Origin of the sequence: Phocaeicola massiliensis B84634 = Timone 84634 = DSM 17679 = JCM 13223 (assembly GCF_000382445.1) — a bacterium.
Lineage (GTDB): Bacteria > Bacteroidota > Bacteroidia > Bacteroidales > Bacteroidaceae > Phocaeicola > Phocaeicola massiliensis.
In genome coordinates, this window is the sequence record NZ_KB905472.1 from 1,518,766 (window position 1) to 1,533,618 (window position 14,853).

Below are 14,853 nucleotides of genomic sequence, written 5' to 3' on the forward strand. Positions count from 1 at the left end.
ACACCTCATGTAGGTGTGTGGATTGAAACTGGCCATATCCAACAACCTGCCGATTTTTACGGAGTCACACCTCATGTAGGTGTGTGGATTGAAACAATTTAAGGAATTGGTTGCCGACCTCATTGATATGGTCACACCTCATGTAGGTGTGTGGATTGAAACTAATGTGCAAGCTACGCCAGTAGGACCATTGAACTTACGCTACAGACGCTACTTTCAATCTTCCTCTTTTAAAAAAGAAACAAACTCGGGTGAGTTTCGTTCCTTCGGCAGCAAGGTCATCGTATGTATAGGAAAAGGGTTCACCGGTGGCTTTATCATACCAGCGACGACGCCGGACATAAAGATAGACAGGTTTGCCACGCAGAGGAAAGTCCTGAATTACTTTTTCATCTATAAAACCACTGGAAATGACAGTACCGCTCTTGTAATCAAAACGTTCCATATAATTCTTCTCATCAAGCCAAACTTCGATTTTTGAAGAATCGTCATGCCAACCGGATATGTCGAAATATTCCATTAAAACTTCAGAGAAGATTATCCGAAGTAACTTATGCAGACTACGATTGGGATTCATTGGATTGGTTTGTTTAATTTAAATGCAAAAATAATGTTGTTTGGATAATCTACACGGATCACCCACAGGATTTTCGGATTAATCCCTAATCAGGGAGCTGTCCGAAAATTCCGTTCTTCCTTTCATTAGCTGCTGAAACATCATGTTGGTGGGGATTCCGATAATGAATGGACATCCCGTGTTGTCTTTTCAGCCTCCTTTCATCTGTAAGACTTTTTTTGATAGCGCAAATGCTGAAGGCTGATTTGGAGAAACTTGGCAAACGCCGCTGAAACGAGGATGAGGGGATGTTCTGTCATTCTTAACCGATTGATTATCTGGACGCTTTAATTAAAATGTAAGGATGAACGGAAAAAAGATGGTCGGAAAAGAAGGGATGACCGGCTTAGTGAGGGGATGATTCTATCTACCCCTACATGAAAAAGATACCGAGCTTTTTTAAAAAGGTGCTGAAGTTTTTTGAAAACACAACGACCTTTTTTAAAAACATCAAGGTCTTTTTGCAGCACTCAGCGTGAGCTGTATATTTTTAAATGTGTACGTAGGCACGCATTGGTCAATACATACGGTGGCATAAGCCCACACGTATATACGCATCGGGCTACACGTACGTATGCATGAGCCTATACGTATATATGTCATTGTGTCAGGCTCCGTCATATTCTGAGCCGGGATTGGATTAGTTTGTCTTCCCTCTTGACAAAGGCTTTTTTATGTTGTATATTTGTAGTTCGTCAAATCTAAAAAAAGTGCTCATGAATGTATTCGCCACTCTCAAAACAGTCTTCTTCGGAAGCAAATTCCTGTCCGGCCCTGTTCCCTCCGACGGAACGCCACGCCGTGACCTCGTATCCGCCCTCAACGGACTGATGCCGCTTTGTCGGACCATGCCCGGTGTACATCTGGCTGTAGATATCCGCGAAGGCCGGGTGGCTCTGGTGCTGGACTGGACTCCGCGCACCGACGGAAATGCGCTGGCGGGTAGTTACCACTACATCGTTTCCGATGAAGATGGAGTGAAAGAAGTGAGCAAGTCACAGGTTCTTCTTGCTGAAAACGGCGAGGGAAATTTGTTGGAAAGCAGAGACGGTTTTTCCGGATGTCTGGTTGCCTTAACGGAAGAAACAGAGGAGGAGTCTGTACAATTGGAAAATGTTCGGGAGGTTATGAATCCCATACACTCGAAAGACATTAAAAAGGAAGCCCAACCGATATCTTTGGAAGACTCCCGAAAGGAAGTCGGACTGAAATCCTCGAAAGATACTGAAAAGGAAGCCGCGCCAATATCTCCGGAAGAAACTGTTGGGAAGGCGAAATCACGTACCTTGATGCAGGAAGTGACCACTTTTCTCACCTCCCGCTACCGCTTCCGATTCAACGTGCTGACTGAGGAGACCGAGGTGGCGGGCGTGGAAAACGGTATTTCCGATGATCACTTGCGCTACGCCAAGGTGGACGAACGCTGGATGAACTCGCTCAGTCTGGAGGCCATCGAAGCGGGCATAGACTGCTGGGACAGAGACATCCAACGCTTTGTGCGCTCGCGCCGCATCAGCGAATACCATCCCTTTACCGCCTACTTTGAGCGGCTTCCCGAATGGGACGGCACTGACCGGGTGTCGGCACTCGCCCGCAGGGTGTCCGATGATCCGGTATGGGTAAACGGTTTCCACCGCTGGATGCTGGGACTCTCCGCCCAATGGATGCAGTTCCGGCCGGATACCAACCGCGCCAACAGCGTGGCACCCCTACTGGTGAGCAGTCGTCAGGGACTGGGGAAAAGCACGTTCTGCCGCCTGTTGATGCCCGATGCGCTGAAAGCCTACTATACAGAGAGTTACGACCTCTGCTCCCCGGCATCCGCCGAAGCCAGGTTAGCCGCCTACGGCCTGATCAACCTGGATGAATTCGACAAGTTGGGTGTATCCAAAATGCCCCTTCTAAAGAACTTGATGCAGGCTTCCGCACTGAATATCCGCAAGGCCTACAAACGCAGTGCCTCGGCACTTCCCCGCATCGCCTCGTTTATCGGCACCAGCAACCGGGAAGATTTGTTGGTGGACCGTACCGGCTCGCGCCGTTTCCTCTGTGTCAGTCTGGAGCACGCCATAGACTGCACCACCTCCGTAGAGCATGAGCAACTGTACGCCCAACTCAAGGCGGAGCTTCTGTCCGGCGAACGAAGCTGGTTTAACAAGGAAGAGGAACAAACCATACAGCGTCATAACGCCCTGTTCTACAAGCATGTACCCGAAGAGGAGGTGTTCCGCCTCTGCTTCCGCTTTGCCACGGAAGAGGACCACCCTCAGGAGGTGCTGACCCTTTCCGCCACCCAGTTGTTCGAGCGGATGAAGTCCGCCCATCTCTCGGCCATGAGGGGTATGACGGCATACAGCCTGAGCCGCATTCTACCCCAGTTGGGCGAGCGGGTGCATACCGCCAAGGGAAATGTGTATCGGGTGGTGGAATGCTAGGCATACGCCTTTCTTCTTATTCAGATGGCCCCATTTCCACATATCTTTTCAAAGCGAATTAAACTTTTATCTCATAGACTGTTATATAATAAACAAATAAATATTATCTTTGTCAGTCAATAACAAGCGTTTACCAGATTATAAACAAAATAAATGAAAAGGAATAAAATAAACTGGAGAGTTCCTAAAGGAATGGAAATCACAGATTTAGATAGAAAGGTTCTTTATTATCAGGATAGAGGACATTTGGTTCCCACAAGAGAACTGATCAAAACGCCTGAGCAAATAGAAGGCATACGCCGAAGCGGAATCATTAATACCGGAGTTCTAGATTTAGTAGAAAAAGAAATTCATGCCGGTATGAGCACTCTCGAAATTGATAAGTTGGTGTATGATTACACCATATCGCACGGTGGTATTCCCGCTACATTAGGTTATGAAGGTTTTCCCAAAAGCTGTTGCACCTCTATTAATGAAGTGGTATGTCATGGCATTCCTAATGAATTTGATATTTTGGAAGAAGGAGATATTATAAATGTGGACTGCACCACTATTTTGGATGGTTATTATGCCGATGCCTCACGTATGTTTATTATTGGAAAGACTACTCCTAAAAAAGAAAAATTAGTGCAAGTGGCCAGAGAGTGCTTGGAAATCGGCATGGAAGCAGCCAAACCTTTTGGATTTATAGGCGATATAGGTCATGCGATAGAGAAACATGCCAAAAAAAATGGCTTTTCTGTTGTGCGTGACCTCTGCGGACATGGTGTAGGAGTGGAATTCCACGAAGAGCCTGACGTAGAGCACTTTGGGAAAAAGGGGACAGGCATGTTATTAGTACCGGGCATGGTCTTTACTATCGAACCTATGATTAATGCCGGGACTTGGGAAGTATTTATAGATGAAGAAGATGGATGGACAGTAGTTACGGAAGACGAACTTCCTTCTGCACAATGGGAACATACATTTCTTATGACGGAAAACGGACTTGAAATCCTTACACATTAATATATATATAATAAGGTATAGATTATGGATACAATTATATTAGGTATAGAATCTTCTTGCGACGACACTTCTGCTGCTGTAATCAGAAATGGCGTCTTGTTGTCGAATGTAGTGTCCAGCCAAGCTGTTCATGAAGCATATGGAGGTGTCGTGCCGGAATTGGCATCAAGAGCACATCAGCAAAATATTGTACCTGTAGTACATGAAGCCTTGAAAAGGGCAGGAGTTACTAAAGAAGAATTGAGTGCAGTAGCTTTTACGCGCGGGCCCGGATTAATGGGATCTTTATTGGTAGGTGTCTCTTTTGCCAAAGGGTTTGCTCGCTCTTTAAATATTCCCATGATTGACGTTAATCATCTGCAAGCTCATGTGTTAGCTCATTTCATTAAAGAAACAGAAGAAGATACAAATCAACCTAAGTTTCCATTTTTATGTCTTCTGGTATCGGGTGGCAATTCACAAATTATTTTGGTAAAAGCCTATAATGACATGGAAGTTTTGGGTCAAACCATTGACGATGCTGCCGGAGAAGCCATTGACAAATGTTCTAAGGTAATGGGATTAGGCTATCCCGGGGGGCCCATCATTGATAAACTGGCCCGCCAAGGAAATCCGAAGGCATTTACATTCAGTAAGCCTCATATTCCTGATTACAATTACAGTTTCAGTGGACTGAAGACCTCTTTTCTCTACTCTTTACGTGACTGGCTGAAAGAAGATCCTAACTTTATTGAGCATCATAAAAATGATTTGGCTGCTTCACTGGAAGCAACTATTGTAGATATTCTGATGGATAAACTGAGAAAAGTAGCCAAAGCGCTCAAGGTAAACGAAATAGCTGTAGCCGGAGGAGTATCAGCCAACAACGGTTTGCGCAATTCATTCCATGAACATGCCGCCAAATATGGATGGAACATATATATTCCGAAATTCAGTTACACAACCGACAATGCAGCAATGATTGCCATTACCGGTTATTATAAGTATTTGGACAAAGATTTTTGCACCATTGACAAACCCGCATATTCACGGGTAACAATTTAGTATTTATTTTAAAAGAAATCGAAATGTCAGTAGAAGGTAAATTTTTAAGCAAAGAGATCAGCGAGTTGTTTTGGAAAGAGAACCTGACACTTGCTACCGCCGAGAGCTGCACGGCAGGAAATGTGGCAGCCGCAATTACAGCCGTAGCCGGAACATCACACTTCTTCAAAGGTGGAATTATTGCCTATTCCAACGAAGTAAAAGAGAATTTATTAGGTGTGAGCCATGAAACATTGGAGACTTACGGAGCAGTAAGCGAAGAAACCGTTATCGAAATGGTAAAAGGCGCGATGAAATCGATGAATTCCGACTGCGCAATTGCCACTTCAGGTATTGCCGGCCCAACAGGAGGCACTCCCGACAAGCCGGTTGGCACCATTTGGATTGCTGCCGGATGTAAAGACAAAGTGATTACACTTAAAATAGAAGGAGACGAAGGAAGAAATAAAAATATAGCCAATGCTACTCAAAATGCACTGCGATTACTTCGAAATTTGTTCCAAAACGAAGAAAATGAGCAATAAAAGCAGAATTATTTGCTAAAATCCTTGTTTTATACAAATAAAAGTGCTTATTTTGCACTCCGTTTGAAATAAGTATTGAAAAAAACTATAAAAATAAGATAGCAATGTCGAAGATTTGTCAAATTACCGGAAAGAAAGCCATGATTGGCAACAATGTTTCACACTCTAAGAGAAGAACCAAAAGAACTTTTGATGTGAACTTGTTTACTAAGAAATTCTACTATGTAGAACAAGATTGCTGGATTAGCCTGAATATTTGTGCTAACGGCTTACGTGTGATTAATAAAAAAGGCCTGGATGCGGCGCTGAATGAAGCGGTAACCAAAGGCTATTGTGATTGGAAAAGCATCAAAATTATTGGTTAATTAAAAAGGAGAGATAGACTATGGCAAAGAAGGCTAAAGGTAATAGAGTACAGGTAATCCTTGAATGCACAGAAATGAAGGATAGTGGTATGCCGGGAACTTCTCGTTACATTACAACAAAGAATAGAAAAAATACCACTGAAAGATTGGAACTTAAGAAGTACAATCCTATTTTGAAAAGAGTAACAGTACACAAAGAAATTAAATAATTATAACCCATGGCAAAGAAAACAGTCGCAACCCTTCAGACAGGTAAAGAAGGACGTTCTTACACTAAGGTTATCAAGATGGTAAAATCTCCGAAAACCGGAGCATACATCTTCGATGAACAAATGGTACCTAACGAAAAAGTTCAAGACTTTTTCAAAAAATAATTCAGTCATCCCGACTGGCAAAAAGTTCCTTTCACACAACATGAAAGGAACTTTTTTTATGCATAAACGTTATCATTATCATACATTATAACCAATCATTCTGACACTTTTTTTTGTCTGTGTAAGAGATTAGTTATATCTTTGTAGCATAAACAGATAAATCAAACTCCAATATGGGATTTTTTAATTTTTTCTCGAAAGAAAAGAAGGAAACTTTAGACAAAGGATTGTCCAAAACCAAAGAAAGTGTATTTAGTAAGATAGCCCGCGCCGTGGCCGGTAAATCAAAAGTAGACGATGAAGTATTGGATAATCTGGAAGAAGTACTCATTACTTCCGATGTAGGTGTGGAAACTACTCTGAATATCATCAAGCGTATAGAAGACAGAGTGGCAAAGGATAAATATGTCAATACGCAAGAATTGAACAACATCCTTCGTGAAGAAATCGCAGCCCTGTTGACTGAAAATAACACAGTTGATTCAGAAGAATTTACGGTTCCGGCAGGTAAAAAACCTTATGTCATAATGGTAGTAGGTGTAAATGGAGTCGGTAAAACGACTACTATTGGAAAATTGGCCTACCAATTTAAGAAAGCAAACAAATCTGTTTATCTTGGAGCTGCTGATACATTCCGCGCTGCTGCCGTAGAGCAGTTAGATATTTGGGGTACACGTGTTGGAGTGCCCGTCATCAAACAGAAAATGGGGTCAGACCCTGCTTCTGTTGCTTTTGATACACTGAGTTCGGCTGTTGCCAATAATGCAGATGTTGTCATCATTGATACTGCCGGTCGTCTACATAATAAAGTTAATTTAATGAATGAGTTAACTAAAATCAAGAATGTAATGAAAAAGGTGATTCCTGATGCTCCCCATGAGGTATTGCTGGTATTGGATGGTTCTACAGGACAAAATGCTTTTGAACAAGCCAAACAGTTTACCCTTGCAACCGAAGTTACCTCTATGGCTATCACTAAACTTGACGGAACGGCAAAAGGTGGCGTAGTCATCGGCATTTCAGATCAATTTAAGATTCCTGTAAAATACATCGGATTGGGAGAGGGTATCGAAGATATGCAAGTATTCCGCAAAAAAGAATTTGTAGACTCACTATTTGGAGAGACAGAAAAATAAATGAAACGTAATACAATAGATATTATCACCCTAGGGTGTTCCAAAAATCTGGTAGACTCAGAAAAACTGATGCGTCAGCTGGAAGCAAACGGTTACAAAGTGACTCATGACGCCGAAAATCCTCAAGGAGAAATTGCAGTTATCAATACGTGCGGTTTCATCGGAGATGCCAAAGAAGAATCCATCAATATGATATTGGAATTCTGCCAGGCTAAAGAGGAAAAGAGGTTGAAAAAACTATATGTAATGGGATGTCTATCTGAAAGATATTTGAAAGAGCTGGCATTGGAAATTCCTCAAGTAGACAAGTTTTATGGTAAGTTCAATTGGAATGAGCTACTGGCTGACTTAGGCAAAGCCTATAAATCGGAGTTTGCCATTGAGCGCACGTTGACCACTCCGCATCATTATGCTTATTTGAAGATATCGGAAGGTTGTGATAGGAAATGTTCTTATTGCGCTATTCCCATTATTACAGGTCGACATATCTCACGCCCAATGGAAGAAATCATCGATGAAGTAAAATTACTTGTTTCTGAAGGCGTGAAGGAATTTCAGATTATAGCACAAGAATTAACCTATTATGGTGTAGATTTATATAAAAGTCAAAAACTACCCGAACTCATCGAAAGAATAGCTAACGTTCCGGGTGTGGAATGGATTCGTTTACACTATGCTTATCCGGCACACTTTCCCGAAGAGCTGTTTAAGGTGATGCGTGAACATGATAATGTTTGCAAATACATGGACATTGCTCTGCAGCACATTAGCGATAATATGTTAAGCAAAATGCGCCGTCATGTAACAAAAGCAGAAACATACGATTTAATCGAGAAATTCCGTAAAGAAGTGCCGGGTATCCACTTACGTACCACATTAATGGTAGGACATCCGGGAGAAAGTGAGGAAGACTTTGAAGAATTGAAGGAATTCGTCAGAAAAGTACGATTCGACCGTATGGGAGCTTTTGCATATTCAGAAGAAGAAGGCACATACGCTGCTCAAGAATATGTGGATTCTATTCCCCATAAGGTGAAGCAACAACGGTTGGACGAGTTAATGGCTATTCAACAAGAAATTGCCGGCGAACTGAGTGCTGCAAAAATAGGAAAAGAGTTTAAGGTAATCATTGACCGCCAGGAAGGAGAGTATTACGTAGGTCGCACCCAGTTTGATTCTCCTGAAGTAGATCCTGAAGTTTTAATTAAAATGGATGGAAAACATTTGAATACAGGCGAATTCTATAACGTCCGAATAACAGACGCTGATGATTTTGACCTATATGGTAGTATTTTATAAGTAATTTCTTCCAAAAATTTGGAAAATGTTTGTTTTTTTGCTAATATAGCAGCAAATTTAATAAGCTAAAGCCTTGAATAATAAAGAATTTATATCCGAACTTTCGCGTAGATTTGTATATACCAACAAAGATACAACTCAATTGGTATCCTCAGTGATAAGCATCATGACCCAACAGTTGCAAGACGGAAATACAGTTGCAATTCAGGGATTTGGTACTTTCGAGGTAAGAAAGAAGTTAGAACGCATTTCTATTAATCCTGCTACGCAACAACGTATGTTGATACCTCCTAAATTGGTATTGACATATAAACCGAGTGCGATATTAAAAGAAAAGTTTAAATAAATACCCCCTTAAGACATACAATTGACATACTATGAGTGACAAAATAACCATACAAGATATTATCGAACTTTTGGCAGAGAAACATGGCATGAACAAAAAAGATGCCGAAGCCTTTGTTAAAGGAATTTTTGACCTTATCGAAGAAGCATTGGCTTCTGAAAAGTATGTAAAAGTCAAGGGGTTAGGAACTTTTAAACTAACAGAAGTAGAAAGTCGTGAAAGCGTTAATGTAAATACAGGAGAGCGCTTTCAAATACAGGGACATAATAAAATATCGTTTACTCCCGATACTACCATGAAGGATTTGATTAATAAACCGTTCGCACATTTCGAAACGGTTATCCTGAATGAGAATACCCAATTAGAAGATACGAAAATAGAAATGGAGGGAGAAGACGATAAAGAAGAAAATACGGAAGAAATCATCTCCTCCACACCTGAAATCCTAAAAGAAGACGACACCAATACTATCACCAGCACACCGACTTATGAAGCTGACATTAAACCGATAACCAATATTTCCGACCTCCCAAAAATAATAGCGGCTGATGAAATAATTGAAACGGTGGAAGAGCAACAATCGATAAAAGAAGACCACTTGACAGAAAAGGCTTCGAAAGTAGCAGAAGATACTTCGGAGGAAAGACCTGCTACCATTGCAGAAGCTGCAATAAAAGCAGTACGAGAAGAAAAAACTATTTCAGAAACAATCGAAGGTCGTACTTCTAAATCACAGTCGATGACAGCTTCTGAAAGTCCATTGGCAGTTCCCGAAGGACTGTTGCAAAAGGAACAGAAAAAAAATCTATGGGGAATCATTATTGCAATTATTCTTGTTCTTTGCATTGCCGGTGGTATTTATTGGTTCATGCAATCATCGTCGAGTAAGCAACCGATAAGACAATCTATTCCAGCCGCAACTTCCACTGTGAAAGAAATGCCAAACGATTCTGTTACTCTACAGCAACAGGATACCGTTTCGGGAAGTAATTTGCAGACAAGAGAGCCAATTCAATCACAACCGGCGGAAACTCCTTTGCAAAAGCAACCGACAAAACCGAAAAGCCCCTCCGTACAGTCAGCTGCCAATCAAGAGATAGCCAAAGTAACATTGGCCGATACCGTGGAATATGATATTGTAGGCACTAAGGTCAACTATACTCTTCAAGAAGGAGAAAGTCTCATAAAATTAGCATTGAAATTTTATGGAACAAAGAAATTGTGGCCATATATTGTAAGGCATAACAAAAACGTAATCAAAGATGCTGACAGAGTTCCCATTGGAACAACATTGCGTATCCCGGAACTAGCTCCGAAGAAGCAATAAACCACCGCTAATTTTCATTTTAAAATTCTTTAGCCCAATATCCTTTAAAAGTAGAGATACGCTTCACTTTTTTAATAAAAAATAGTTGCCTCAGTTAATTAATTACCGTAATTTTGGCTGCATTAATTGAACAAGGCCGTCACAAGGCCGTTATACTGATTAAAAAAGAAATAACTAAATAACAAAATTATGGCTGAAGCAATTGATATTCGTGCACTAAACGAACAAATTGAAAGACAAAGTGCGTTTGTAACCAATTTGATGACCGGTATGGATCAGGTCATCGTAGGTCAAAAACATTTGGTAGAATCTTTACTTATCGGTTTGTTGTCCGATGGTCACATTCTGTTAGAGGGTGTTCCGGGATTGGCAAAAACATTAGCAATCAAGACTCTTGCATCATTGATAGATGCCAAGTACAGCCGAATCCAGTTTACTCCGGACTTACTTCCAGCCGACGTTATCGGTACCATGATTTATAGTCAGAAAGATGAGAAATTCATCGCTAAGAAAGGACCGATTTTCGCCAATTTCGTATTGGCCGATGAAATCAACCGTGCTCCGGCCAAGGTACAGAGTGCTTTGCTGGAAGCCATGCAGGAACGTCAGGTTACACTGAGCAAAGAAACATTTCTGTTGCCCGAACCATTTTTAGTAATGGCTACCCAAAATCCGATTGAGCAAGAAGGTACTTATCCATTGCCCGAAGCGCAAGTAGACCGTTTTATGCTGAAAGTCATTATCGACTATCCAAAATTGGAAGAAGAAAAGAAAATTATCCGTCAAAACATCAGCGGTGAAAAGATTGAAGTTCGTCCTATTTTGAAGTCGGAAGATATTATGGAAGCCCGCAAAGTCGTTCGGAAAGTATACTTGGACGAAAAGATTGAGCAATACATTGCCGATATCGTATTCGCAACCCGCTATCCTGAAAAATATGATTTGAAGGAACTGAAAGACATGATTGGTTTCGGTGGTTCACCACGTGCTTCCATCAACTTGGCTTTGGCTGCACGCAGCTATGCATTCATCAAGCGCCGTGGTTACGTGATTCCCGAAGATGTGCGTGCCGTTGCACATGATGTACTCCGCCACCGCATTGGTCTGACTTATGAGGCGGAAGCCAGCAACATGACTTCTGACGAAATTATCAGTAAGATTCTGAATAAGGTAGAAGTGCCTTAAGCAACACCTCTGCCCGAATTTTTCTGTCGGGAAAACGAAATGTGGATGAAGTTCAATCACGTCTTATGGTACTTCCGTACGGGCTATATGGCGTAATCTATCTGTATAGTGCAGCCGTTAACCGTCCCCATCCACCAATGGCGAGAGTCTTTATACGCTCCCGCTGATGCATAAGTAGTATAAATTTAGTACGAAACAGTATGGAAACAAGTGATTTATTAAAACGGGTTCGCCAAATTGAAATCAAGACACGCGGCCTTTCAAACAACATCTTTGCCGGGCAGTATCATTCAGCCTTCAAAGGCAAAGGAATGTCGTTTTCGGAAGTACGTGAGTATCAATATGGTGACGATGTACGAGATATAGACTGGAACGTAACCGCACGTTACAACAAACCCTTTGTAAAGGTGTTTGAAGAAGAACGCGAACTGACGGTTATGCTTTTGATTGATGTCTCAAACAGCTTGGATTTCGGTACGGTGAAACAGATGAAGAAGGATATGGTGACCGAGATTGCCTCCACACTTGCATTCTCCGCCATTCAAAACAACGATAAAATCGGTGTCATTTTCTTTTCGGACCGGATTGAAAAATTCATTCCGCCCAAAAAAGGACGTAAACATATCTTGTATATTATCCGCGAACTGCTTGACTTCAAGCCCGAAAGTAAGCGTACAGACATTCAAATGGCAGTGGAATATCTCACTAACGTGATAAAAAAGCGTTGCACCGCCTTTATGCTGAGCGACTTTATCGATGAAAAAGATTTCCGCAATGCATTGACCATTGCCAACCGCAAGCATGACATTGTTGCCATTCAGGTGTACGACCGCCGTATCACTGATCTCCCCAATGTGGGGCTGATGAAGGTGCGCGATGCCGAAACAGGTCACGAACAGTGGATTGACACCTCATCACGCGCCTTACGACGCGCGCACAACGAATGGTGGCTGCAACGTCAGGGCATGCTGAACGAAACCTTTACGAAAAGTAATGTAGACTCTGTGTCTATCCGCACCGATCAGGATTATGTAAAAGCGTTGCTTAACTTATTTGCTAAACGAAACTAATGAACATGAAGATAATACATACTAGCAAAAAGTTCTTGAAAATATTGGCTTGTGCTACGATACTGCTGACAGCACATCAGGCAAAAGCGCAACAGGTTACAGTGGATGCAAGCATCGACTCCCTGCAACTTCTTATCGGCGAGCAGGCCAAAATAAAGTTGGAAGTCAGTATGGATGCCAATCAAAAATTGACACTCCCAGCTTTGCGCGATACTATCGTAAGGGGAGTGGAGATTCTTGATATCGCCAAGCCTGACACCCAAATGCTAAACGATGGACGGCGGATGCTCATCAAACAAGAGTATACGATTACTTCTTTCGATTCAGCACTTTATTATCTTCCACCTCTCGAAATATTGGTTAACAATCAGGCTTACCGTTCAAAGGCATTGGCATTGAAGGTTTATTCCATCCCGGTGGATACGCTTCATCCGGAACAATTCTTCGGACCGAAAACAGTACGCGAAGTTCCTATTACCTGGGAAGATGTCTCTGCTATCGTATGGCTCACGCTACTGATGTTGGCATTGGCAGGATTGAGTTATTATTTATATATAAGATATAAAGATAACAAGCCTATTATCAAGAAGATTAAGGTGGAACCGAAATTACCGCCCCACCAACAAGCCTTGCAGGAAATAGAGCGCATCAAGGGTGACAAAACGTTGCGCAACACCGACCCGAAGGAGTATTATACCGAACTGACCGATGTACTTCGCAATTATATGGCAGAACGTTTCGGATTTAATGCAATGGAGATGACTTCTTCTGAAATTATTGATAAGTTACAGGATATCAGCGACAAAGAATCTATTAAAGATTTGATGTTTCTGTTCCAAACTGCCGATCTTGTGAAATTTGCCAAGCATTCACCGCTGATGAATGAGAACGATATGAACTTGGTCAATGCAGTAGAATTTATTAATAACACCAAGGTGGAAGCGGATCCGAATGCCAAGCCTGAACCTACGGAAATCACCGTAGAAGAAAAGCGTTCAAAGCAAGGAAGGATTATTTTGTTGGGTAGCATAGGAGTGATTGTCATTGCTATCGCAGTGATTCTCTACCAAGTGCTTCGCGGCATATACAATCTTTGGTTTTAACTCATAAATACTAGAAACAATGATTTTTGCAAATATTGAATATCTATTTCTGCTGGTATTGCTCATACCTTATATAATATGGTATGTGATGAGGAGGCAAAAGACTGAGCCCACACTTCAGGTCTCTACCACCCGCATGTATATGAAGGTATCCCGAAGCTGGAAAATCTACCTGCTGCATGCCCCGTTTGTGCTCCGAACGGTGGCCATCGTCATGGTAATTCTCATTTTGGCGCGTCCGCAGACCACCGACAACTGGCAGAATACCGAAATAGAAGGTATCGACATCATGCTGGCAGTAGACGTTTCCACCAGTATGCTGGCCGAAGATTTGAAACCTAATCGATTGGAGGCTGCCAAGCAAGTGGCATCTGAGTTCATCAACGGTCGGCCGAACGACAATATCGGTCTGACCATCTTTGCCGGTGAAAGTTTCACCCAATGTCCGTTGACAGTAGACCATGGTGTGTTACTGAATCTTTTTAATGGCATTAAGGGTGACATTGCCCAACGTGGACTGATAGAAGATGGTACCGCCATCGGCATGGGTATCGCTAATGCGGTAACCCGACTGAAAGACAGTAAGGCAAAGTCTAAAGTGATTATTCTGCTGACAGACGGTAGTAACAATCGTGGAGATATTTCCCCAATGACCGCTGCTGAAATTGCCAAGAAATTTGGTATCAGAGTTTACACTATCGGAGTGGGTACTAACGGAACAGCTCCTTATCCGGTGCAAACATACGCAGGAACACAATATATAAATACTCCTGTGGAAATTGACGAGAAAACTTTGACTGAAATTGCCGGAGCAACAAATGGAAACTATTTCCGCGCTACCAGTAATTCTAAATTAAAGGAAGTTTATCAGGAAATTGACAAACTGGAAAAAACGAAATTGAATGTAAAAGAGTTCAGCAAACGAGAAGAAGAATACCAAATATTTGCCTGGATTGCTTTCTTCTGTATCCTGCTTGAAATTTTATTACGCAACTCAGTGTTAAAGAAAATACCTTAAAAA

At 41.9% G+C, this 14,853-nt stretch carries 16 protein-coding genes; 15 read left to right on the forward strand and 1 reads right to left on the reverse strand.

Features of this window, described 5'->3' with window-relative positions:
* Positions 1-196: 196 nt before the first annotated feature.
* On the reverse strand, positions 197-577 hold the full coding sequence (locus tag HMPREF1534_RS12580) for an ISAon1 family transposase N-terminal region protein (protein WP_005938676.1): 381 nt from the start codon (positions 575-577) through the stop codon (positions 197-199).
* A gap of 755 nt (positions 578-1,332) precedes the next feature.
* On the opposite strand from HMPREF1534_RS12580, the gene HMPREF1534_RS12575 reads away from it, so the two are divergent.
* The 15 genes from HMPREF1534_RS12575 (at position 1,333) to HMPREF1534_RS12510 (ending at position 14,850) form a co-directional block, all read left to right on the forward strand.
* Entirely contained in the window at positions 1,333-3,051 is a 1,719-nt protein-coding gene (locus HMPREF1534_RS12575; protein WP_005938678.1) for a VapE domain-containing protein, read from the forward strand.
* 153 nt (positions 3,052-3,204) lie between these two features.
* Positions 3,205-4,059 carry a type I methionyl aminopeptidase gene (gene map / locus HMPREF1534_RS12570; RefSeq protein ID WP_005938680.1) on the forward strand — a complete coding sequence of 285 codons (855 nt, stop codon included), beginning with the start codon at positions 3,205-3,207 and terminating at the stop codon, positions 4,057-4,059.
* 24 nt (positions 4,060-4,083) lie between these two features.
* Positions 4,084-5,103, forward strand: coding sequence for a tRNA (adenosine(37)-N6)-threonylcarbamoyltransferase complex transferase subunit TsaD (gene tsaD / locus HMPREF1534_RS12565; RefSeq protein WP_005938688.1), 1,020 nt, complete (start codon positions 4,084-4,086; stop codon positions 5,101-5,103).
* A gap of 23 nt (positions 5,104-5,126) precedes the next feature.
* Positions 5,127-5,627 carry a CinA family protein gene (locus HMPREF1534_RS12560; protein ID WP_005938690.1) on the forward strand — a complete coding sequence of 167 codons (501 nt, stop codon included), beginning with the start codon at positions 5,127-5,129 and terminating at the stop codon, positions 5,625-5,627.
* A 104-nt stretch (positions 5,628-5,731) separates the two neighbouring features.
* Positions 5,732-5,992: a 50S ribosomal protein L28 gene (gene rpmB / locus HMPREF1534_RS12555; protein WP_005841284.1), complete on the forward strand. Its 261-nt coding sequence runs from the start codon at positions 5,732-5,734 to the stop codon at positions 5,990-5,992.
* A gap of 20 nt (positions 5,993-6,012) precedes the next feature.
* Positions 6,013-6,201 (forward strand): 50S ribosomal protein L33, encoded by a 189-nt coding sequence (rpmG, locus tag HMPREF1534_RS12550; RefSeq protein WP_005841291.1) that lies wholly within the window; start codon positions 6,013-6,015, stop codon positions 6,199-6,201.
* Positions 6,202-6,210: 9 nt separating this feature from the next.
* Positions 6,211-6,366 carry a DUF4295 domain-containing protein gene (locus HMPREF1534_RS19720; protein ID WP_005841293.1) on the forward strand — a complete coding sequence of 52 codons (156 nt, stop codon included), beginning with the start codon at positions 6,211-6,213 and terminating at the stop codon, positions 6,364-6,366.
* Between the two features lie 173 nt (positions 6,367-6,539).
* A complete protein-coding gene (ftsY, locus tag HMPREF1534_RS12545; RefSeq protein WP_005938692.1) occupies positions 6,540-7,502 on the forward strand; it encodes a signal recognition particle-docking protein FtsY in 963 nt (320 codons plus the stop codon).
* Complete coding sequence (rimO, locus tag HMPREF1534_RS12540; protein ID WP_005938694.1) at positions 7,503-8,801, forward strand: 30S ribosomal protein S12 methylthiotransferase RimO; 1,299 nt, start codon at positions 7,503-7,505, stop codon at positions 8,799-8,801.
* Between the two features lie 73 nt (positions 8,802-8,874).
* Complete coding sequence (locus HMPREF1534_RS12535; protein WP_005938697.1) at positions 8,875-9,147, forward strand: HU family DNA-binding protein; 273 nt, start codon at positions 8,875-8,877, stop codon at positions 9,145-9,147.
* Between the two features lie 31 nt (positions 9,148-9,178).
* On the forward strand, positions 9,179-10,474 hold the full coding sequence (locus HMPREF1534_RS12530) for an HU family DNA-binding protein (RefSeq protein ID WP_005938700.1): 1,296 nt from the start codon (positions 9,179-9,181) through the stop codon (positions 10,472-10,474).
* Between the two features lie 189 nt (positions 10,475-10,663).
* On the forward strand, positions 10,664-11,659 hold the full coding sequence (locus HMPREF1534_RS12525; RefSeq protein ID WP_005938702.1) for an AAA family ATPase: 996 nt from the start codon (positions 10,664-10,666) through the stop codon (positions 11,657-11,659).
* A 200-nt stretch (positions 11,660-11,859) separates the two neighbouring features.
* Positions 11,860-12,729 carry a DUF58 domain-containing protein gene (locus HMPREF1534_RS12520; protein ID WP_005938704.1) on the forward strand — a complete coding sequence of 290 codons (870 nt, stop codon included), beginning with the start codon at positions 11,860-11,862 and terminating at the stop codon, positions 12,727-12,729.
* A gap of 5 nt (positions 12,730-12,734) precedes the next feature.
* The gene (locus HMPREF1534_RS12515) at positions 12,735-13,832 is read left to right on the forward strand and encodes a BatD family protein (protein WP_005938706.1); all 1,098 of its coding nucleotides are present in this window, start codon (positions 12,735-12,737) and stop codon (positions 13,830-13,832) included.
* Between the two features lie 19 nt (positions 13,833-13,851).
* Complete coding sequence (locus HMPREF1534_RS12510) at positions 13,852-14,850, forward strand: vWA domain-containing protein (protein ID WP_005938708.1); 999 nt, start codon at positions 13,852-13,854, stop codon at positions 14,848-14,850.
* Positions 14,851-14,853: the final 3 nt, after the last annotated feature.